Here is a 23,120-nt window from a genome sequence, read left to right on the forward strand (position 1 = left end):
AATTTCAGGAGCATTTGGTTGGATCATTCACTTTGGCAGCGATGCCTTTCAGTTCTACAAGAAGAATTGCCTGCACAGCAATTTAGTATGTGGATACGTCCATTACAGTGTGTTGTTGCCGATAATATCATGACTTTATATGCGCCTAATCGTTTTGTGCTTGATTGGGTTCGAGATAAGTATGTAAGTCGTATAAATGAATTGGTCACTTTGCAAGAAAGTACAAATCCTCCTTTACTCAGGTTTGATGTTGGCAGTATTCCAAACCAAAGTAGCTCTCAGAATATTATTAATACTATTCCTCAACTTGTTACCTCGAATAAAAAACGAGAAGAGCCACAAAGTAATTTACCTAAAACGACCAATGTTAGAGTTAAATATACCTTTGACAATTTCGTTGAAGGTAAGTCTAACCAATTAGCACGTGCTGCCGCTTCTCAAGTTGCTGATAATCCTGGTTCTGCTTATAACCCTTTATTTATTTATGGTGGTACAGGGTTAGGTAAAACCCATTTATTACACGCTGTTGGTAATGGTATTTTACTGAATAAACCCAATGCAAAGATCGCCTATATGCACTCTGAACGTTTTGTTCAAGATATGGTGCGTGCGTTACAAAATAATGCGATGGAAAAATTTAAGCATTACTACCGTAGTGTCGATGCATTACTGATAGATGATATTCAATTCTTTGCCGGTAAAGATCGTACCCAAGAAGAATTTTTTCACACTTTTAATGCCTTGCTTGAAGGCAATCAACAAATTATTTTAACCAGCGACCGTTATCCTAAAGAAGTCGATGTTGAAGACAGACTTAAATCTCGCTTCGGTTGGGGATTAACGATAGCAATAGAACCACCCGAACTAGAAACGCGTGTCGCCATTCTTAAGCGTAAAGCACAAGAAAGTCATATTAATTTGGCTGATGAAGTTGCGTTTTTTATAGCTAAACGTTTACGTTCTAATGTTCGTGAGTTAGAAGGCGCATTGAATCGCGTTATTGCTAATGCTAATTTTACCGGCCGGCCAATTACTATTGATTTTGTCCGCGAAGCATTACGAGATTTGCTTGCCTTACAAGACAAGTTAGTTACTATCGATAATATCCAACGAACTGTTGCAGAATATTATAAAATTAAAGTGGCGGATCTACTTTCAAAACGTAGAAATAGATCTGTTGCTAGACCTAGACAAATAGCAATGGCATTATCTAAAGAGTTAACTAATCATAGTTTACCTGAGATAGGTGATGCCTACGGTGGGCGAGATCATACGACTGTTCTCCATGCATGTCGAAAAGTTAAAGCGTTACGCGAAGAGTCGCATGACATTAAGGAAGATTATTCTAATTTAACTAGAACACTTTCGTCATAGCTTTCGTTATAATAATAAGTACATAAAAAGATAGGTAGATAAATGAAGTTTTCATTAAATAGGGAATTATTACTGAAACCACTTTTATTGGTTTCTGGTGCCGTAGAACGTAAAAGTACATTACCTATCCTTGGTAATATTCTTTTAGATATAAGTGGGCAGTCACTTACGTTAACAGCCACTGATTTAGAGCTTGAAATGGTATCTAGTACGCAAATAGATAACCAAGGTGAGGATGGAAAAATTACTATTCCCGCCCGCAAGCTTCTCGATATCTGTAAAAGTTTACCCGAAGATTCAATGTTATCTTTTGAATCGAATAATGAAGCAATCATTATCAGTACCGGTAGAAGTAAATATTCTTTAGCAACGCTACCTGCTGCTGACTTTCCTAATATAGAAGAGTGGAAAGGTGATGTTGAATTTCAAATATTTAAATCTGACTTGCTTCGATTAATAGAAAGCACTCATTTTTCTATGGCAAATCAAGATGTTAGGTACTACCTTAACGGTATGTCTATAGAGACAGAAGGTAACGAAATTCGCTCTGTAGCTACTGACGGTCACCGTTTAGCGATATGTAAAATTTCGTCAAATGAATTAACACTGCCGTCTAGACAAGTTATTGTGCCTCGTAAAGGTATCTTAGAAATTATTCGTTTACTTGACCCAGTCGAAGAAAACGTTCAAGTCTTTTTAGGCTCAAATCATATTCGTATTATTGATAGTGGCTTTTCATTTACCAGTAAATTAGTTGATGGTCGTTTTCCTGACTATCGTCGTGTTTTACCACGCAATGGTGATAAAGTACTCAACACCAGTAAAGAAAATTTACGACAATTATTATCCCGCGCTTCGATATTATCTAATGATAAGTTTAAAGGTGTCCGTCTTAATTTTTCTAAACACGAATTAAAAATTACCGCTAATAACCCTGAACAAGAACAAGCCGAAGAAATATTAGAAATTGATTTTCCTTACGAGGAAGTTGAAATAGGTTTCAACGTAAATTATGTTCTAGATGTTCTAAACGCAATAAAAGAGCCTGAGGTTAAATTTACTTTAGCCGATGCAAATAGTAGTGTAGTTATCGAAGGTGCTGAAAGTAACGAAGCTATTTATGTTGTTATGCCAATGCGACTTTAATGAGTATAGAAAAACTTACCGCTTATGATTTTAGAAATTTAGCAGCAGATACCATTGAATTAAACGATAATATAAATTTTATTATCGGTGATAACGGCAGTGGTAAAAGCAGTTTACTTGAAGCTATTTTTTACTTGGGTCATGGTAAGTCTTTTAGAACGTCGCAAGTTGAAAATTTAGTCACTCACAATAAAAGTAAATTCATTGTTAGTGCTAAAGACGATAAAGGATTACAGTTAGGTGTTGCCAAAGATTTTGCTACCGGCTTAACAGAAATTAAAATTGCTGGTGAAAAGCATAGACAGCTTTCTCAATTAGCAATAAATATTGCGGTACAAGTTATTACACCAGAAAGTTTTAAATTATTTTTTGGTGGACCGAAACAAAGAAGACGTTTCATTGATTTAGGATTGTTTCACGTGAAACATTCATTTTCAGATTGTTGGAAAGAATTTTCAAGAATACTAAAACAAAGAAATGCTTGTTTACGTAATAGGTCTGATGTTGATACCTTAGATTATTGGAGCCAAGTATTCTGCGAGGCATCGGTAAGGGTTGCAAAATTACGTGACGAATATATTAAGGAGCTTTCTTTAGAGCTTCAACCTTGGTTAGAGTTGATGTTGCCTAGCTTAGCTGAAGGTATATCGATATCTTATAGCCAAGGTTGGAATAGTAAAAAAACATTGAGTGATGTGTTATTACAAAATAGAGAGAGAGAAAAAAAAGCAGGCTTTAGTTTATACGGTGCACAAAAGTTTGATGTGAAATTTTTAACGGGTAATGTGGTAATCGACAATCAGTTATCACGTGGCCAACAAAAGTTGTTTTTACTGGCGTTAACTTTTGCGCAAGCTAAGTTAATAGAAAAAGTTAAGCGAGTAAAACCAATTTTATTAATTGACGATGTTGGTGCGGAACTAGATTTAAATTCTAGAACCTTATTAAACAACGCGATAAATAAATTAGACTGCCAAGTTATCATCACGGCAATTGATAAAATCGCAGTAGAACCCTTGGTTCCTACTGATAATAATTATAAGATGTTTCACGTGAAACATGGACAAATCTCAGCAATAGGTAAATAGGCTATACGCTATGACAGTAGAAAATGAATACGGCTCAGACAGTATCAAAGTTCTAAAAGGACTTGATGCTGTACGTAAAAGACCAGGAATGTACATTGGTGACACGGATGATGGCAGTGGCTTGCATCATATGGTATTTGAAGTTTTAGATAATTCTATCGATGAAGCCTTAGCAGGTCATTGTACTGAAATTGTTGTTAAAATACACATAGACGGCTCTGTATCGGTTAGAGATGATGGTCGTGGTATTCCAACTGACATTCACCCTGAAGAAGGTATTTCTGCTGCTGAAGTTATCATGACAGTACTTCATGCTGGTGGTAAATTCGGTGGTGAAGACTCTGGCTATAAAGTTTCAGGTGGTCTTCATGGTGTTGGTATTTCTGTAGTAAATGCTTTAAGTAGTAAGCTAAAACTGAATATTCGCCGAGCAGGTAAATTATTTGAGCAGATATATCACGAAGGTGTTGCTGAAGCTCCTTTAGCTGAAGTTGGTGTTAGTGATAAAACAGGTACTGAAGTACGTTTTTGGCCAAGTGAAAATACCTTCACAGATATTTTATTTCACTATGACTTATTAGTTAAACGTATCCGTGAGTTATCTTTCTTAAACTCTGGTATTTCAATTCGTTTAATTGATGAACGTGAAAAAGGCAAAGAAGACCATTTTAAATTTGATGGTGGTATTCAAGCTTTCGTCGATTACCTTAATACCAATAAAACACCCGTCAATGAAGAAATATTCTATTTTGATTTAGCGCGTGAAGACGGCATTATTGTTGAAGTTGCTATGCAATGGAATGATGGTTTCCAAGAAAGTATTCATTGTTTTACTAATAATATTCCTCAACGTGATGGTGGTACTCACTTAAGCGGTTTCCGTACTGCTTTAACACGTACACTAAATAGTTACATGGTTAAAGAAGGCCTTAATAAAACGAAGAAAGGTGGTAGCACAGAAACAAGTGCTTCGGGTGATGACGCTCGTGAAGGATTAACCGCGGTAATATCGGTTAAAGTTCCTGATCCTAAGTTCTCATCGCAGACCAAAGATAAATTGGTATCTTCAGAAGTAAAAACAGCTGTTGAACAAGCGATGGGCGAAAAACTTGGTGAATACCTTTTAGAAAAACCTTCTGTTGCTCGTACTATTATCATGAAGATTGTTGATGCAGCTAGAGCGCGAGAAGCTGCTCGTAAAGCCCGTGAAATGACGCGCCGTAAAGGTGCATTAGATATTGCTGGCTTACCAGGTAAATTAGCTGATTGTCAGGAAAAAGATCCTGCTCTTTCTGAACTATATATTGTCGAAGGAGACTCTGCTGGCGGCTCTGCCAAGCAGGGGCGAAATCGTAGAAACCAAGCAATATTACCGTTGAAAGGTAAAATTCTTAACGTTGAGAAAGCACGTTTTGATAAAATGATTTCATCACAAGAAGTTGGAACATTAATCACCGCCTTAGGTTGTGGTATTGGTCGCGATGAATATAATCCAGAAAAACTTCGTTATCACAGTATCATCATTATGACCGATGCCGATGTCGATGGTTCTCACATACGTACATTATTACTGACGTTTTTCTATCGTCAAATGCCAGAAATAATGGAACGTGGTCATATCTTTATTGCTCAACCACCACTTTATAAAGTGAAAAAAGGTAAGCAAGAGCGTTACATTAAAGATGATGACGGCTTAACAGAGTACTTAACAACGTTAGCTCTAGATAGTGCCGAGATTTATGTTAATGAATCAGCACCAGCTATTTCAGGCTTAGCTTTAGAACAGTTAGTGAAACAGTATCGTAAAACGCATGACATTATTAAGCGTGTTTCACGTCAAATACCTGCTGATATATTAGAAAAAATGATCTACAGCAGAGAAATTGTTAAAACTGATTTTCATGATAAAGCGTTAGTAGAAGCATGGGTTGGTGACTTAGTCGCACAATTAGACGAACAAGATGGTAATGGTTCTATCTATTCTGCAGATATTAAGCATGACCAAGAAAGAAATATCTACTATCCAAGTTTTAACGTTCGCCAACATGGTATTGATCATATTTATGATTGTGGTTATGAATTCATTCATTCAAAAGAATTTGAAACTATTTTTGGTTTAAATACTGCTATCAATGGTCTCATTGAAGAAGGTGGTTATGTTAAACGTGGTGAAAAAATTAAAACGGTTACTACTTTTGAAGACGCACTAACATGGTTAATGGCTGAATCTAAACGTGGTCAGTATATACAACGTTATAAAGGATTGGGTGAAATGAACCCAAGCCAGTTATGGGAAACCACCATGGATCCTGAAACTCGTCGTATGTTACAAGTTACCATTGAAGATGCTATTGCCGCGGATTTATTGTTCACTACATTAATGGGTGATCATGTTGAACCACGTAGAAACTTCATTGAAGCGAATGCGTTAAATGTAGCTAACTTAGATATATAGTTAAGCGCGTTATTTTAAAATTATAAATGCCCGGACATCAAATCTGGGCATTTTAACATTCTGCAATACGGTAATAGCTAAAGTAAATTGATTACCGAGTAAAAACTCAAAGTTTGTTAACTTGTTACTAGGTTAATAATAATGCAATCGGTATACTTAATATCATTAGCCGTTATCGGTAAAACTCACACGAATAATGAATCGGAAAATTATGAGTACGTTCAATATAAAAACATTTCAAGGATTAATCTTTCAGTTGCAAGACTACTGGTCACGCCAAGGTTGTGTCATCGTACAACCGCTTGATCTTGAAGTCGGCGCTGGTACTTTTCACCCAATGACATTTTTACGTTCTATTGGTCCTGAGCCAATGAGCAGTGCTTATGTTCAACCTTGTCGCCGTCCAACTGATGGCCGTTATGGTGAAAACCCTAATCGTTTACAACATTACTATCAATTCCAAGTCATGTTAAAACCTTCGCCGAAAAATATTCAAGAATTATACTTAAATTCTTTAAAAGAACTGGGCATTGATCCTTTAGTTCATGATATCCGCTTTGTTGAAGACAACTGGGAATCACCAACGCTAGGCGCGTGGGGATTAGGATGGGAGATTTGGTTAAACGGTATGGAAGTATCACAATTTACTTACTTCCAACAAGTAGGTGGCTTAGAGTGTACGCCAGTCACAGGTGAGATAACCTATGGCTTAGAACGCTTAGCTATGTATATCCAAAATGTTGATAGTATCTATGACCTAGTATGGGCTGATGGTCCTATGGGTACTGTACTTTATGGTGATGTTTTTCATCAAAATGAGGTTGAGCAGTCAACGTATAATTTTGAACATGCAGATGTCGATGCTTTGTTTAATACTTTTGATCAATGTGAAAAAGATAGCCAGAAGTTAATTGCAGCAGGTTTAGCATTACCCGCTTACGAGCAAGTTATGAAAGCCTCACACGCCTTTAACCTATTAGACGCTCGTCACGCTATTTCAGTGACCGAACGCCAACGTTATATACTAAGAGTCAGAACATTATCAAAAGCTTGTGCACAGGCTTATTACGATAAGCGTGAAGAATTAGGTTTTCCTCTTTGTAAAAATAATAATACTGCTGGTGGGAAATAATAATGAACACAGAAACACTACTAATAGAGCTAGGTACTGAAGAATTACCACCGAAGTCATTAAAAAATCTTGCCGTTACATTTTATCAGCAAATAAAAGATCAACTAGATAGCGCAGGTTTAACTTACGAAGATATTCAATGGTTTGCTACACCACGTCGTTTAGCGGTAAAGGTCAGTCAGTTAGTTGAAAAACAGGCCGATAAAGAAATTGAAAAACGGGGTCCAGCCATTGATGTAGCATTTGATGCTGAAGGCAATCCTAGCAAAGCCGCGCAAGGTTGGGCACGTTCCAATGGTATTAGTGTTGAAGAAGCTCAGCGCTTAAAGACTGACAAAGGTGAATGGTTATTACATCGTGCGACACAAACAGGAAAAACCATAGCAGAGTTAATTCCTGCTATGGTCAATATTGCGGTAAGTAAACTACCTGTTCCTAAACCTATGCGTTGGGGCAGTACTCGTACTCAATTTATTCGCCCAGTCCATACCTTGACCATAATGTTTGGCGCAGAAATCATTGCCGGTGAAACTTTAGAAGTAAGTTCAAGTAATGTTGTCACGGGACATCGTTTTCATCATGAAGGTTTCGTTACTTTAGCGCATGCAAATGAATACGAAGACAAACTAACGTCGGCATTCGTTCAAGTTAATTACCAAGAGCGCCAAGCATTAATTTTGTCAGAAATTAATAAAGCCGCTCAGCAATTAGATGGCATTGCATTAATTGACGATGAGTTATTGGAAGAAGTTACTGGTTTAGTTGAATGGCCGGTAATATTAATTGGTAGTTTTGACAAAGCCTTTTTAGATGTTCCCGCTGAACCACTTATTTATTCAATGAAAGATCACCAAAAATACTTTCCGGTAAATGATAAAAATGGTCAGTTATTAAATAAGTTTATTTTTGTAACCAACATTGAAAGTAAAGACCCTATTCAAGTGATTAAGGGCAATGAAAAAGTCATTCGTCCACGCTTGGCAGATGCGGAGTTTTTCTTTAAAACGGATAAGAGCAAAACGTTAGCGTCACGTTTAGAAAGTTTATCATCGGTATTATTTCAGAAACAGTTAGGAACATTAAAAGAGAAATCTGAACGTATTGCTTCATTAAGCGCAGTTATTGCCGGACAAATAGGCGAGAACACGGAACAAGCAAAACGAGCAGGTTTACTCAGTAAAACTGATTTGATGTCTGATATGGTTTTAGAGTTTCCTCAAGTACAAGGTACTATGGGTAAATATTACGCTGAGAATGATGGCGAAGCACCTGAAGTTGCTCAAGCCTTAGAAGATCAATATAGACCTCGCTATGCTGGTGATGCCTTACCTGAAGGTAATATTGGTTGTGCAGTCGCTATTGCAGATAAAATTGACAGCTTAGTGGGTATTTTTGGTATTAACCAAGCTCCTAAAGGTGATAAAGACCCTTTTGCGTTACGTCGTGCGGCAATTGGTTTGATTCGAATTATCATCGAGAAAAAATTACCATTAGATATCAATACCTTAATTGAAGAGAGTGTTAGTTTATACGGTGAAAAACTTTCAAATGAAAACGTTAATGTCCAAGTTGTTGATTTTGTTTTGGGTAGATTTAGAGCCTATTACCAAGAGCAAGGTATATCAGTTGACGTTATTCAAGCAGTATTAGCCAATGCGCCAACTGAACCTTTAGACTTTGAAAAACGTATTAAAGCGGTAAGTCACTTTAAATCATTGGAACAAGCCGCAACACTAGCTGCCGCTAATAAACGTGTTGGTAATATTTTAGCTAAATTTAGCGGTGAACTTTACCCAACGTTTAAAGCTGATTTAGCCACTGAAACACAAGAAAAAGCGTTAGCTGAAGCATTTAATGAAGTGAAAGCTACGATTGCACCGATGATGTTGGCAAAAGATTACCAGGCGGCATTAACAGAGCTTGCTTGTTTAAAAGCACCGATAGACAACTTTTTTGATAATGTTATGGTGATGGCTGACGATGAAGCGATAAAAACTAATCGTTTAACGCTATTAAATGAAATTAGGAATAGTTTCTTTGCGATTGCTGATGTTGCACTTTTACAATAGGTAAGCGTTAGTCGTATCGACACTTACTTATTAGTGCTGAATATTTAAAAAGGGAAAGTGTTAAGCTTTCCCTTTTTTGATCAAATAAAGGAAAGGTTTTTCATGAGTTTGTTGGGCGATAAGTTCATGATCCATAAAACGACAAAAACTGGGTATATCTCTAGTTGTGGAAGGGTCGTCTGCCGTTATTAATAAAGTTTCTTGAGCGGAAATTTTTCGAATCGATTTCCTTACCATCATGACGGGCTCTGGGCAACGTAACCCAACAGCATCTAATAAATGGTCGGGATTTTTGAAAACATCTTCAGGGTTATTATTCATGGTGATATACAAAGGAGATAATTAATAAGGCAATGTTAGCAAAAAAAATGAAAGCAGGGTATCAAGACTAAATTTTATTTATAAAAACTAAATTATCATTACCTTGTAACGACTTTAAAAGCTAATTTATTGATGATAAGTATCAAGCATTACAGAATGCTAATTTCACTTGCTTTGTTGGGCTATGCATGAAAAATTAAGGGTAACTGCTAACTAGTCTGTTAAGGGTAGAGTTACAGATGTAAACAGAAATATTTTTAGGTAGAACGGGTCAATTAACGGCCAAGGGAAGTAAATTTTCTTATAATTAAGGTAACGCTATGTTTCGTTTAACATCGTCAGTGTTAATAATATTCTCACTTTTCCTCTCAAGTACAATTAGTGCAACAACATCAATAAGTCAAACCAGTATTCGTGATGCATTTCAAGAAGCAGAAAAGTACGTCTGGCAACCCAATTCATTGCATTATCAAACCTTGTATCAGCAGTTACACTATTACCCATTGCAGCCTTACTTAGATCAGCAACGATTAATGTATGGCATGAATATGTCATATACAGGTGAAATTAGTCAGTTCCTTGAAACATATCGCGGATCACCACTCGACTGGCCACTGCGTAAAAAATGGCTGAACTATTTAGCTAAACAAGACAACGCATTATTATTTCAGGACTTCTTTAAGCCGACCTCTGATGTGGAATTAACCTGTCAGTATTATCGTTATCAATTACAATCAGGCGTGGCGGAGTCAAAAATTTTACCTGAAGTCACTAAACTATGGGTGGTAGGAAAGTCTCAGCCGAAAGTGTGTGATCCACTTTTTACGCTTTGGCAAAAAGCAGGTTATAGAACCGATGAACGTATATGGCAACGTATAGCTCTGGCTGCAGATGGCGGTAAACACACCTTAATCCCTTATTTGACTCAACTACTACCAAAAAAAGATCAGTATTTAGGCAGCTTATGGCATAAAGTGCGACGTGATCCTGCCTACATTAGCAATATGAAACGCTTTCCACAGAAATCTGTTAAAGAAGCCTCTATTGCCGCTTATGGTTTAAAACGTTTAATTTGGCGTGACTCTGAAAAAGCGTTAAAGACATATAGTAAGGCTATCGAAGTATTACCTTTTTCAGAAGCACAACAACAGCAAATTGTTTTAAAATTCGCTATTGCGTTAGCCAGTAAAAACCATAAAAGCTCAGCGACATGGCTAGCTAAAGTGGATGAGAAACTGCAGTCGACAAACATTGTGCAATGGAGAATGGCTGATCTACTTAGAGCTCAAGATTGGCCAGCGATTAAAGCTGATTTAAGGGCACTACCTGAAACATTACACCAGAAAAATCAATGGCGCTACTGGTATGGACGTAGCCTACTTGAAACTGGAGAAACAGCACTAGGGCATGAAGTATTAAGTGAACTAGCGAATAAACGTCATTACTATGGGTTCCTTGCCGCAAGTGCTATAAAGCAAAGTGTTAACCTACAAAATTATCCATTAGCGATTACTGATGCTGAAAAAGTCGACTTATTGAAAAACCCAGCAGCAAAGCGGGCTTTTGAATTCTTCCATATTGGACGTTTTCATCAAGCTCGGCTTGAATGGAATTATTGGTTATCGCAGTTAAGTGATCGAGAAAAATTGGCCGCATCAAGAATAGCTTATGAAGCACAGTGGTTTGATCGCGCCATTTTTACCTTATCTAAAGTGGGTTATTTGAATGATGTTGATTTACGTTTTCCATTAGCATTTGCTGATGAAATAACGCATTCATCCGGAATTTACAAAATAAACCCTGCCTGGGCATTTGCAATAGCGCGCAGAGAGAGCTCATTTATGGCCGATGCTAACTCACCCGCAGGCGCAAAGGGGTTAATGCAAGTTATGCCCGCAACAGCTAAACATTTACAGAAGCGTAAAGTGACTAACAAGCGTTTAATGAATGCGAAAGACAATATAAAGCTAGGTACAAAGTATTTAAAGCGTTTACTTGACCGACATGATGGTAATCAAGTGCTTGCTACAGCAGCTTATAATGCCGGTCCGTATCGTGTTCGGAGTTGGTTAAAAGGCTTGGAGCCTATGCCAGCGGATATTTGGATAGAGACGATTCCTTATAAAGAAACACGTGAGTATGTGAAAAGTGTTATGGCGTATCAAGAAATATATCAAATAAAAGTAGGGCAGGATGTATCACTCTTTGATCAGATATTTACGATGAGTATTGCTCAGTAAATTCAAACGTTAGAAGAGTATGATATGATATTGGAAAATTTTCAGAGGCGCGATCAATGATCAAATTAGCAACACTTTACCCAGCCCATATTAGCGAACTTCAGCAACGGTCGAAGTCTGTTTTAAAACGTGAGAATCTACAAGGTTTAGTGATTCATTCTGGTCAAGAAATTAAAGTATTTCTCGATGATTATGGTTACCCCTTTAAAGTAAATCCTCATTTTAAAGCTTGGTTACCATTAGTGAATATTCCCAATTGCTGGTTGATTATTAATGGTGAAGATAAACCAACACTTATCTATTACCAACCTGTTGATTTTTGGCATAAAATTACACCTTTAGCTAATGACTATTGGAATGATTTTTTTGATGTTAAAGTGCTGACCAAAGCGACTGATGTTGAGAAATTGCTACCCTATGATAAAACCGATTTTGCCTACATAGGCGAACATATCGAAGTAGCAAAAGCGCTAGGATTTAAAAATATAAACCCTGAGCCTTTACTCAATTACATACATTATCATCGCGCTTATAAAACGCAATATGAACAAGAGTGTTTACGTAAGTCGAACGCGATTGCTGTTACTGGTCATAAAGCGGCAAAAAGCGCTTTCTTGCAAGGCTCGTCAGAGTTTGATATTCAGCAAGCCTATTTAAAAGCAACCAATCATACCGGTGACGAAACACCTTATGGCAATATTGTTGCACTGAACACGAATACCTCAATTTTACATTACACCGCTTTAGACCGCGGTGTACCGCAAGCACATCGTTCATTTTTAATTGATGCAGGCGCAAGCTTTAATGGTTATGCCTCTGATATAACACGTACTTATTCATTTAAACGAGATAAGTTTGCTGAATTGATTGCCCGCATGAACAAATTGATGCTCAATGCTGTTGATGGCTTAAAACCCGGGAAAAGCTATGTAGATTTACATATTGAAACCTATCGTGATATTGGTAATGTCTTACATGAATTCGGCTTTATTAATGTTGATGTTGATACAGCAGTTGAAACGGGTATTATTTCAACCTTCTTTCCGCATGGTTTAGGTCATCATTTAGGCTTACAAACTCATGATGTTGGCGGCTTTATGGCCGATGAACGCGGTACTCATGCTAATACACCAGAACAACATCCTTTTTTACGTACTTCACGTATTATTGAAAGTAATCAAGTGTTTACCATTGAACCAGGCTTATATTTTATTGAATCATTATTGGCCGATCTTAAAGCTTCAAAAAATGGCAAAATGATAAATTGGGAAAAAATAGAGGCTATGCGTCCATTTGGTGGCATTCGTATTGAAGATAATATTATTGTTCATCAATTGCATAACGAAAATATGACCCGTGAATTAGAGTTGAAATAACCCTTAAGACTATATTTACGACTTTATATTTTATGAACAAACCTTACAAAGTAGCGGCTAACAGTATTGTTGATGAAACAATCGTTAGCCGTAGTCGTTTTATTTGTTTTATTTCCCCATGTACAAGCCACGAAGATGCTAAAGAACTATTAATTAACTGTCGAAAATTACATCCTCAAGCAAGCCATCATTGCTATGCATTCCTCACAGGAAAACCAGATGATAGCCAAGGTTATGGCTCTTCTGATGATGGTGAACCTTCGGGTACAGCAGGACGACCGATGTTAGCTGTTTTACAAGGAGGTGATGTTGGTGAGTTATGTGCAATAGTTGTTCGTTATTTTGGCGGTACTAAGCTCGGTACGGGTGGGTTACAACGGGCTTATGGTGGCAGTGTTCGTCAAGCATTATTGTTAGTAGAAACAAGTACAAAAGTTCCTATGGTAGAAAAGCAATTAACGTGCGATTACGGACAGATAAACGATGTCTTGTATTTTGTTGAACAAGCTAAGGGTGAAATTATTCAACAAGACTTTGCCGCTCAAGTAGAATTGATTATAGCGTTACCTGAAGAACAACTAACAAAAGTTAAGCAACAATTACAAACGCTTTCTGCCGGGTTATTAACCCTTAGGTCTACTGAACCGTAATATAAGATAATATCAGATAAAAAAGGATACCTTCATGCCACATTGTATTATCGAATATTCACAAGAACTGGCTCAAGAACTAGATATTAAAGAAATTATGTCTGCCGTTTTTGCAGGAGCAGTTAAGTCTTTATTATTTTCTCCGACTGATATTAAAGTAAGAGCAACACCCTTTACATATTTTACTGTGGGAAATGAAAGTCAAACTAGCAATAATCAACAAAGGTTTATTCATGTTTGTTGCAAAATCCTGTCAGGTCGCAATTTAGAACAAAGGCAAGAGCTATCTAAACTCGTGTTAAGTCATCTAAATTCCTTTGCTATTAAATCAATTTCAATTAGCGTCGAAATAGTCGATATGGAACGTGAATCTTATAATAAACGTGTCAGCTGAATAAATTAAAGACGAAATAGGTGATTTAAAGTCGCAGTGTTTATCTTTATGCTTTATCATCAAAAAACATGTGGTCGATGACTTTACTGAATAATAAAAATTAACTCGTGCAAATAAAAAATATCATTCGAATTCTTGGCTTACTGGTTGCTCTGTTGAGTGTAACCATGTTACCGCCTGCTTTAATTGCACTATTATACCGTGATGGTGGTGGTGTCTCCTTTCTGACTGCATTTCTGTTTTGCTTATTTGCAGGTTTACTTGCTTGGTATCCGTTTAAAAATGAAAAAAGTGACTTGCGCGCACGTGAAGGCTTTTTAATTGTCGTTTTATTCTGGGTAGTACTGGCGAGTTTCTCTGCGGTGCCGCTTTTGCTCTTAGACAAGCCTAATTTATCTGTTGCAGATGCTTTTTTTGAATCATTTTCTGGCTTAACAACAACTGGGGCGACCATCTTAAAAGAGATTGATGGTTTACCGCATGCAGTACTTTGGTATCGCCAGCAATTACAGTGGCTTGGCGGTATGGGTATTATAGTTTTAGCGGTTGCCGTTTTACCTATGCTAGGTATTGGTGGTATGCAGCTTTACCGTGCTGAAACACCGGGACCGGTTAAAGATTCAAAAATGACGCCGCGCATTGCCGATACAGCAAAACATTTATGGTATATATATTTATTTTTAACTATTGCCTGTGCGATTAGCTATTGGGGAGCAGGCATGTCTATCTTTGATGCCATTTGTCATGCTTTCTCAACAATTGCTATCGGGGGTTACTCTACACATACCGACAGTATCGGCTATTTTAATAGCCCCGCGATAAATTTTGTTTGTGTGTTTTTCTTGCTGATCGCAGGGGTAAATTTTGCGCTGCATTTTGCTGTATTGCACAGTCGCTCCTTAAAAAATTACTTCTTCGATCCAGAATTTAAAGTCTTTATTGCTATCCAATTTGTCTTAACGCTCATTTGTTTAATTGTGCTGTTAGCAACGGGCACTTACGAAGATGGTTTTGAAGCATTCGACCAAGCCTTATTCCAGTCAGTCTCTATTAGTACCACCGCCGGCTTTGCAACAACCAGCTTTGCCGATTGGCCGACATTACTGCCAATACTCTTAATCTTTGCTAGTTTTATTGGTGGCTGTGCGGGGAGTACAGGTGGCGGAATGAAAGTTGTACGAGTGGTACTTTTATATCTACAAGGCTTACGAGAATTAAACCGTTTAGTACACCCTAAAGCCGTTTTTACAATAAAATTAGGTCGTAAAGCTTTACCTGATCGTGTTGTTGAAGCGATATGGGGCTTTTTCTCAGCTTATGCTGCGGTATTTATTATTTGTATGTTGTTACTGCTTGCCACAGGTATGGACGACATTACGGCTTTTACAGCAGTGGCTGCTTGTCTGAATAACTTAGGTCCAGGCTTAGGTGCTGTAGCCGCAAATTTTGCTGAGATCACCGATTTCAGTAAATGGGTATTAATTGTTGCTATGCTCTTTGGGCGATTAGAAATATTTACTTTATTAGTACTCTTTACTCCAGGTTTCTGGCGCTCTTAGATGTAGAGTATAGTGTAATAATAGACATAAAAAACCCCAGATAAATCTGGGGTTTTTTATGTCTCGATATTCACTTTTTATCTTAATAAAATGTTAGCGCGTCAACATGGAAAAGTTTTTCTACATCATAAATATAACGTTTATTGACTAAGAAAAGAATAACATGATCTTCTGACATTATCTTAGTGTCAGAGTGAGCAATTAACACTTCATCCTGTCTAACAATGGCGCCAATGGTGGTCCCCGGCGGCAACTTTATTGCTTGGATGGTTTTGCCGACTACTTTTGAAGATTTTTCATCACCTTTAGCAATAATTTCAATCGCTTCTGCAGCACCACCACGTAAGCTATATACGTTATCAATACTACCACGGCGTACATGTGTCAATAATGCCGAGATAGTAGCGTGTTGCGGTGATACGGCAATATCGATATCGCTGCCATGTACTAAATCTATGTAAGCACTTCGCTGAATTAGCACCATCGCTTTACGTACACCTAAGCGTTTTGCTAACAAAGATGACATAATATTTGCTTCATCGTCGTTGGTGACCGCAATAAACACATCGAATTGATCAATATGTTCTTCGAGTAACAGTTCTTGGTCGGAAGAGTCACCAATAAAAACTAAGGTATCATTGAGCTCAGAGGCTAAGTATTCCGCACGCTTTGGTGAACGTTCAATAAGTTTAACTTGATGATTTTTTTCTAAGATTTTAGCTAAGCCGGCGCCTATATTACCACCGCCAGCGATCATAATTCTTTTATATGAGGCTTCAAGTTTTTGCAGTTCATTCATTACCGCACGAATATGGATAGTGGCAGCAATAAAAAACACTTCATCATCTGCTTCAATAACGGTAGTACCCAGCGGACGGATAGGTTTTCCGTTACGATAAATAGCCGCTACTCGTGTGTCAACATTAGGAATATGCTCGCGCAAAGTTGACAGGGCATGACCAACCAATAACCCCCCGTAATAAGCTTTTACGGCAACTAAACTGACTTTTCCTTGTGCAAACTCTAAGACTTGTAGTGCGCCAGGGTAATCAATTAAACGCGCAATATCACGAGTAACTAATTGTTCTGGAGCAATAACATGGTCTACGGGTATGTTTTTTGATTGAAAGAGTTCTTTTTGGTAGCGCAATATTTGTGATGAACGAATTCGGGCTATTTTATTTGCGGTGTTAAATAAAGTATAACAAATTTGGCAGGCGAGCATATTCGTTGCATCATCACTACTTACCGCGATAACCAACTCGGCATCCTCTGCACCCGCTTGCTTTAATACATCAGGGTGACAGCCATTACCAATAACAACTTGCAAGTCCATTTTATCTTGTAATTCATGCAAGGTTTCTGCATTGGTATCAATGAGCGTAATATCGTTACGCTCACCAACAAGATTTTCAGCTAATGTTCCGCCCACTTGCCCTGCGCCAATTATTATTATTTTCATAAGTTAACTTTCATTTTTAGTCTTTAAGCGGCAAGGTTGAAAGATCATCAGAGCCTATATTGTTTTTTCTAATTTAGCGTAATAAAAACCGTCCATTGATTGCTCATTTGGCAAAATTTGCCAGCCTATGTCGGTTTTTTCATTTGTTATTGGTACTAATTTAGCATTGTTATTCTCAGATAAGAACTCTTCTATCTGTTGAATATTTTCTTCGGGTAAAATACTACAGGTTGCATAAAGCAAAATACCGCCAGGTTTAAGTAAAGACCAAATGTTTTTTAATATTTTTTGCTGCAATATTGCCAGTTTTTCAATGTCTTCTGCTTTTCTCAACCATTTTATATCGGGGTGGCGACGAATTACACCGGTAGCCGAGCAGGGGGCGTCGAGTAAAATACGGTCAAAAAGTTGTCCATCCCACCATTCTTGTGAAGCAGCATCAGCAGTAATTACCTCGGCTGATAAGTTAAGGCGCGATAAGTTTTCTTCTACTCTTAATAAACGACTTTCTTCAATATCAATGGCCGTCATTTTTGCTAAGTCAGGGGTTAATTCTAGAATGTGGCAAGTTTTACCGCCTGGGGCAGCACAACAATCAAGTACAAAGTCACCCGCTTGAGTATCGAGTAATATCGCGGCTTGTTGAGCCGCACCATCTTGAACTGAGATCCAACCATCAATAAAGCCAGGAAGCTTATTAACATCTACAGCAGCAATGAGTTTAATCGCTGATGATTTATCGTCAACGAGTGCTACAGGGATTTCTGCTTGCTCGAGTAAAGCTAAATATTCAGTCACATTATGGTGGCGTTGATTGACTCTTAACCACATCGGCGGTCGCTCTAAATTAGCATTAAGAATTTCTTGCCATTGATCAGGGTAAGCGTTTTGTACCTTTTTGATAAACCAGCTTGGGTGTGAATATTTTATTGGATCAGGTAACTTCGCTGCGATTTCTGCTGCATCGTCTTTGGCTAGGTTACGTTGAACATTACGTAAGACACCATTAATTAAACCTCTTAAAAAGTCGCACTTTAAAGGTTTTGTTGCTGCTACTGTTTCACTTACCGCCGCGTGGTCAGGAATACGCGTATGCTTTACTTGATATATGCCCACTAGAATAAGAAAGTGGCCAACCCGTTGTTTACCTTTTAATGGCTTATCCATTAGCTGGCGTAAGTCATATTCAAGTGCCGGTAAATACCGTAAAACGCCGTAACAAAGTTCTTGTAAAAGTCCTTTATCTTTCCCTTCTACTTTTGCTTGAGCTTTGGGTAACTCATCGCTAAGGCTTCTGCCTTTATCAACAACAGCAAAACAACACCTTGCCGCTAGGGCTCTAATATTAGTCGCCATTATTGTTCACTCATGTTGTTTGCAGTTAAATTATTAATATGGCTGTTTTCAGCAAACCATAGTGCTTTTCCGTTTAAAATATCACGCGCTGGCATTGGCTTTTTACCGGGTAATTGCAATGACTCTAAGCACAGTGAACCTGAAGTTGTAGCAACAGTAACGCCGTTTTTATTTGCCGAAATTATTGTGCCAGGCAGGCAACCATGAGCCTCATCAGTATAGCTGGCTTGCCAAACCCGAATACGATGTTCGATATTTTTTTCATCAGTAAAGGTAAATTGTGCAACTGGCCATGGCATATAAGCACGAACTTTACGATGAAGTTCTACAGCGGGTAATTGCCAATCTAATTCTGCTTCATCTTTATCAAGTTTGGCCGCATAGTTAGCTAAATTATTATCTTGAGGCTCGGCGCTATGCTTGTTCTCAGCCATTAAATCAAGCGTGCTTAGTAAAGCAATAGGGCCGATATCCGCTAATTTTTCATAGAGTGTGGCGCTAGTATCTTGTTGAGTAATTTCACAGGTTGCTTTAGCTATCATGTCTCCGGTATCTAAACCTTTGTCCATCTGCATAATCGTCACACCTGTTTCTTTATCACCGGCCTCTAATGAACGTTGAATAGGTGCGGCGCCACGCCATTTTGGCAATATCGAGCCATGTACATTTACACAGCCTAAACGCGGAGCTTCTAAAATAACCATTGGCAATAATAAGCCGTAAGCGACAACAACCATAATATCAGCATTATAACTGGCTAGCTTTTCTTGATCGCCAGCGTCTTTAAAATTAACTGGTTGCTCAACAACAATACCATGCGATAAAGCGAGTTCTTTGGTAGCACAAGCGGTTAGCTTTTTACCACGTCCAGCACGTTTATCGGGTGGACAGTAAACCGCGACCACTTCATGATGAGAGTTAATTAGCGCCGCCAGATGTTGTGCAGCAAAGTCTGGCGTGCCAGCAAAAATAATTTTAAGAGCTTTTGACAAAGTTTTATTCCGAATTATATTAATAAAAACAATAATTAATTGTTGGCTAAACGAGCTTCTTTTTCTAGTTTTGCTTTTATCCGCTGGCGTTTTAATGGTGATAGATAATCAACAAATAACTTACCATCTAAATGATCTAATTCATGCTGTATACAAACTGCGAGTAACTCAGTTGCATTTAAGGTAAAGGCTTGTCCTTCACGATCGAGCGCTTTCACGGTAACTTCTGTGTAACGGTCAACTTTTGCGTAACAACCGGGCACAGATAAACAACCTTCTTCATTGATTTCGGTTGTATCACTATGGCTAATTATTTCTGGGTTAATCAAGACATAAGACTGGTCTTCGTCTTCTGAAACATTAATGACGACAATACGTTGATGGATATTGACCTGGGTGGCAGCTAAACCAACACCGTTCTCTTCTCGCATGGTCTCAAACATGTCATCAATTATTTGTTGTACATCACTGTTAATATCTTCTACAGGTAACGCTTTAGTGCGCAAGCGTTCGTCAGGAAATCTAAGTACGTTTAAAATAGTCATAAATATTCAAATAATTCGCGAAATATCGCATTGAGTGTTATGTTTCAATTTTAGCTATTAAATATAATTAATAATAGTGGTTTAGGCTAAAAGCTTAATATATCTGTTTAATAGGCGAACTATCATGCTAATACGTAGTTTTTTGTTAATACTCTGCTTGTCTTTTTCAGTATTGGTTACTGCTGATGAGTTAACATTAAATAAAAATGCCCCAAAATCTTACTTTGTTAAAAAGGGGGATACTTTGTGGGATATTTCAGCAATATTTCTCAAGCAGCCTTGGCTCTGGCCAAAGTTGTGGCGATTGAATCCTGATATTGATAATCCTCATTTAATTTATCCTGGTGACGAGCTTCGTTTAGTTTTTGACGAAAAAGGGCAACCAATGTTAGTGCGAGGAAAGCCTGAACTTAAATGGTCGCCCCGAGCACGAGTTAAATTAAAAGATCAATCTGCTATTTCAAGTTTATCCTTGGACGTGATTGCGCCTTATATTAATTACAGTAGCATTTTATCTGAAGATGACATTGCAAAGCTCCCTTATATACTAGGGAGTGATGAAGGTTATAACTCTAGTATTGACGGCTTTAATCTCTATGTAAACGGCGAATTAGAGTTAGGCAAAGGTTATGGTATATATCAGAAAGAAAAGCCTATTTATGACCCTGAAACACAAGAACTTTTAGGCTACAACATTAGTGTTGTAGGTACCGGAAAAGTCTTACGCACCGGTGATATTGACAATAAAGTGCCTGCTACCTTGTATGTCGATGGCGTTAAAGAAGAGATTCGTTCCGGTGATTTCATTCTGCCCGTCAATGAAAACCAACAATACCCGTCATTTTTTAGTCTAAAGCCAGCGACTAAGTCGTTACGTGGACTAATTATCAACAGTATGAGTGGGTTAAGTGAATTTGGAAAACTCGACGTCGTAATGATTAATCGTGGCGCCGAACATGCCGTTGAGCAAGGAGATATTGTTTCGGTAAAACGAATCAGCCCAGGTGTTGTTGAAACAAGTAACGGCCCAACGTATAGCAAAGATGCTTCACGGTGGAATCGTATGGCAAATGTTGAGAGCTCTGATTATAAAATGCCAGAAGAGGTTGTTGGCGAAATGATGATTTTTAAAGTGTATCAGCAAGTGAGTTTAGCGCTCGTTATGCGTTCAAGTAAACCGCTTCGATTACAAGATATTATTACTTCACCCGTGGAAAACTAACCAACAGGCAATTCATCTTAATTTACAAGTAAAACCGCTGTACTTAGGGAGAAGACAGTGACAATAAAGTATAATTTAGCTGTTATCCCTCAACAGGGTGATGAGTATAAAAAGAAAAGCGCGAGTCACTTTTGGCTGGCGCTTAAGCTTATACCACGCCTAGCTATCGATAAAAAATTAAGACTTGTTGAACTCTTTGGAGTAGAACAACTTTTTCATTCCTCACAAGAACTGTCATCATTAAACCTTACTCAAAAACAGATAGCGGCGATTAGATCTCCTGATTGGCAAAGAATTTCTGAAATTATTGCCGCCACTGAACGATGTATTAGTGCCATTATTCCTTTTGTTGACTCTCGTTACCCTTCACAGTTAAAGCAAATTTATGATCCGCCATTGGTTTTATTTGCCCAAGGAAATATTAGCCTATTAAACCAAATGCAAATTGCGATGGTCGGTAGCCGAGATGCCAGTATTAATGGTCGAGAGAATGCGTTTAAATTTGCACAACAGTTAGCAAATGCTGGATTAGTGGTCACGAGTGGTTTAGCGCTAGGTATAGATGGCGCCGCTCACCAGGGGACGTTATCGGCAGGAGGTAAAACCATCGCGGTTGTCGCGACCGGTTTAGATCAGGTCTATCCAGCAAGACATAGATTATTAGCAAAAAACATTCTAGACAATGACGGTGCTATTATCAGTGAGTTTCCTCCAAACACCCCACCTAAGCCAGGTTATTTCCCCAAACGAAATAGATTGATTAGTGGTTTAAGTGTGGGGGTGCTGGTGGTTGAAGCCACTATTAAAAGTGGCTCTTTGGTAACCGCTCGTTGTGCCATAGAACAAAATCGTGACGTGTTTGCTATCCCAAGTACCATTAATAACCCACAAGCTAAAGGGTGTCACTGGCTGATTAAACAAGGTGCTAAACTTGTCGATAATATTGCCGATATAGTTGATGAATTAGATCTACTGCCACAAAGAGGTCTACACTTAACGATAAACAAAGAGAAAGAACAACGCTTAGAAAAAAGTCAAAAACAACACTTGTTTAACGATTCATTGTTAGCTAGTGTGGGTTATGAGATCACCCCCGTAGATATGGTGGTTTCACGAAGCAAATTACCGATAGATGTCGTACTAACTCGGTTAACAATGTTAGAGCTTAAAGGTCTGGTTGCTTCGGTTCCAGGGGGTTACCTAAGAGTAAAATAGGGGCTAATTATGTTTGATATACTGATGTATCTTTTTGAAAACTATATACATAGTGAAGCCGAAATTATGGTGGATCATGAGTCATTAACGGATGAACTTACCCGAGCAGGTTTTCATCAAGACGAAATATATAAAGCGCTAAGTTGGTTAGAAAAGCTAGCAGCACTTCAAGACACCGATGCTTATCCGTATTTAACGCGAGTAGGGCGTCGTTCAGTACGTGTCTATGTTGATGATGAAATGCAATTACTTGATGTCGAGTGTCGAGGGTTTCTTTTATTTTTAGAGCAAGTGAATGTCCTAGATTTTACCACACGAGAAATGGTTATTGACCGCGTGATGGAGTTAGATACTAAGTTCTTCTCGATTGATGATTTAAAGTGGGTGGTACTTATGGTGTTATTTAACGTGCCAGGTAAAGAAAATGCTTACTCGCAAATGGAAGATCTTATTTTTGATGAGCAAGAAGGCCCATTACATTAAGTGTCAATCGTATAACTCGCTTAAGTTTGGCTAATCGTGGC

General features: G+C 38.0%; 19 protein-coding genes. 14 read left to right on the top strand and 5 right to left on the bottom strand.

The window, feature by feature from the left end:
• The first annotated feature begins 18 nt into the window (after positions 1–18).
• From dnaA to glyS, 6 genes are all read left to right on the top strand, one after another.
• Positions 19–1,374, top strand: a complete 1,356-nt coding sequence (dnaA, locus tag H4J56_RS01660; protein WP_070375295.1) for a chromosomal replication initiator protein DnaA — start codon at positions 19–21, stop codon at positions 1,372–1,374.
• A 42-nt stretch (positions 1,375–1,416) separates the two neighbouring features.
• On the top strand, positions 1,417–2,520 hold the full coding sequence (gene dnaN, locus H4J56_RS01665; RefSeq protein WP_070375294.1) for a DNA polymerase III subunit beta: 1,104 nt from the start codon (positions 1,417–1,419) through the stop codon (positions 2,518–2,520).
• Complete coding sequence (recF, locus tag H4J56_RS01670; RefSeq protein ID WP_070375293.1) at positions 2,520–3,608, top strand: DNA replication/repair protein RecF; 1,089 nt, start codon at positions 2,520–2,522, stop codon at positions 3,606–3,608. Before dnaN ends, recF begins: the two co-directional genes overlap by 1 nt.
• A 10-nt stretch (positions 3,609–3,618) precedes the next feature.
• Positions 3,619–6,063 (top strand): DNA topoisomerase (ATP-hydrolyzing) subunit B, encoded by a 2,445-nt coding sequence (gene gyrB / locus H4J56_RS01675; RefSeq protein WP_070375292.1) that lies wholly within the window; start codon positions 3,619–3,621, stop codon positions 6,061–6,063.
• A gap of 211 nt (positions 6,064–6,274) precedes the next feature.
• Positions 6,275–7,195, top strand: a complete 921-nt coding sequence (glyQ, locus tag H4J56_RS01680; protein WP_182258761.1) for a glycine--tRNA ligase subunit alpha — start codon at positions 6,275–6,277, stop codon at positions 7,193–7,195.
• A 2-nt stretch (positions 7,196–7,197) separates the two neighbouring features.
• The gene (glyS, locus tag H4J56_RS01685) at positions 7,198–9,264 is read left to right on the top strand and encodes a glycine--tRNA ligase subunit beta (RefSeq protein WP_182250791.1); all 2,067 of its coding nucleotides are present in this window, start codon (positions 7,198–7,200) and stop codon (positions 9,262–9,264) included.
• Between the two features lie 60 nt (positions 9,265–9,324).
• Here glyS and tusA read toward each other — a convergent pair whose 3' ends face one another.
• Entirely contained in the window at positions 9,325–9,585 is a 261-nt protein-coding gene (tusA, locus tag H4J56_RS01690) for a sulfurtransferase TusA (RefSeq protein ID WP_182222566.1), read from the bottom strand.
• A gap of 320 nt (positions 9,586–9,905) precedes the next feature.
• Here tusA and H4J56_RS01695 point away from each other — a divergent pair, with 320 nt between their 5' ends.
• From H4J56_RS01695 to H4J56_RS01715, 5 genes are all read left to right on the top strand, one after another.
• Positions 9,906–11,825: a transglycosylase SLT domain-containing protein gene (locus tag H4J56_RS01695; protein ID WP_182222567.1), complete on the top strand. Its 1,920-nt coding sequence runs from the start codon at positions 9,906–9,908 to the stop codon at positions 11,823–11,825.
• A 56-nt stretch (positions 11,826–11,881) separates the two neighbouring features.
• A complete protein-coding gene (gene pepQ, locus H4J56_RS01700; protein ID WP_070375279.1) occupies positions 11,882–13,201 on the top strand; it encodes a Xaa-Pro dipeptidase in 1,320 nt (439 codons plus the stop codon).
• Between the two features lie 32 nt (positions 13,202–13,233).
• Positions 13,234–13,851, top strand: coding sequence for a YigZ family protein (locus H4J56_RS01705; RefSeq protein WP_182258762.1), 618 nt, complete (start codon positions 13,234–13,236; stop codon positions 13,849–13,851).
• Between the two features lie 34 nt (positions 13,852–13,885).
• Positions 13,886–14,245: a 5-carboxymethyl-2-hydroxymuconate Delta-isomerase gene (locus H4J56_RS01710; RefSeq protein ID WP_182222570.1), complete on the top strand. Its 360-nt coding sequence runs from the start codon at positions 13,886–13,888 to the stop codon at positions 14,243–14,245.
• Between the two features lie 107 nt (positions 14,246–14,352).
• Positions 14,353–15,804, top strand: coding sequence for a TrkH family potassium uptake protein (locus H4J56_RS01715; protein WP_070375276.1), 1,452 nt, complete (start codon positions 14,353–14,355; stop codon positions 15,802–15,804).
• An 82-nt stretch (positions 15,805–15,886) separates the two neighbouring features.
• Here H4J56_RS01715 and trkA read toward each other — a convergent pair whose 3' ends face one another.
• From trkA to def, 4 genes are read right to left on the bottom strand one after another with little or no spacing between them, the layout of a single operon-like run.
• The gene (gene trkA, locus H4J56_RS01720; RefSeq protein ID WP_070375275.1) at positions 15,887–17,266 is read right to left on the bottom strand and encodes a Trk system potassium transporter TrkA; all 1,380 of its coding nucleotides are present in this window, start codon (positions 17,264–17,266) and stop codon (positions 15,887–15,889) included.
• Positions 17,267–17,320: 54 nt separating this feature from the next.
• Positions 17,321–18,622, bottom strand: a complete 1,302-nt coding sequence (rsmB, locus tag H4J56_RS01725; protein WP_182258763.1) for a 16S rRNA (cytosine(967)-C(5))-methyltransferase RsmB — start codon at positions 18,620–18,622, stop codon at positions 17,321–17,323.
• The gene (fmt, locus tag H4J56_RS01730; RefSeq protein ID WP_182250785.1) at positions 18,622–19,614 is read right to left on the bottom strand and encodes a methionyl-tRNA formyltransferase; all 993 of its coding nucleotides are present in this window, start codon (positions 19,612–19,614) and stop codon (positions 18,622–18,624) included. The genes rsmB and fmt overlap by 1 nt, the downstream gene beginning before the upstream one ends.
• A gap of 35 nt (positions 19,615–19,649) precedes the next feature.
• On the bottom strand, positions 19,650–20,159 hold the full coding sequence (gene def, locus H4J56_RS01735) for a peptide deformylase (RefSeq protein WP_070375272.1): 510 nt from the start codon (positions 20,157–20,159) through the stop codon (positions 19,650–19,652).
• A 124-nt stretch (positions 20,160–20,283) separates the two neighbouring features.
• On the opposite strand from def, the gene H4J56_RS01740 reads away from it, so the two are divergent.
• From H4J56_RS01740 to H4J56_RS01750, 3 genes are read left to right on the top strand one after another with little or no spacing between them, the layout of a single operon-like run.
• On the top strand, positions 20,284–21,381 hold the full coding sequence (locus tag H4J56_RS01740) for a LysM peptidoglycan-binding domain-containing protein (protein ID WP_182217480.1): 1,098 nt from the start codon (positions 20,284–20,286) through the stop codon (positions 21,379–21,381).
• A 57-nt stretch (positions 21,382–21,438) separates the two neighbouring features.
• Positions 21,439–22,596, top strand: a complete 1,158-nt coding sequence (gene dprA / locus H4J56_RS01745) for a DNA-processing protein DprA (protein ID WP_310733822.1) — start codon at positions 21,439–21,441, stop codon at positions 22,594–22,596.
• Positions 22,597–22,605: 9 nt separating this feature from the next.
• Positions 22,606–23,079, top strand: coding sequence for a DUF494 family protein (locus H4J56_RS01750; protein WP_070375270.1), 474 nt, complete (start codon positions 22,606–22,608; stop codon positions 23,077–23,079).
• Positions 23,080–23,120: the final 41 nt, after the last annotated feature.

This window comes from Colwellia sp. BRX8-4, assembly GCF_014077345.1.
GTDB lineage: Bacteria > Pseudomonadota > Gammaproteobacteria > Enterobacterales > Alteromonadaceae > Colwellia_A.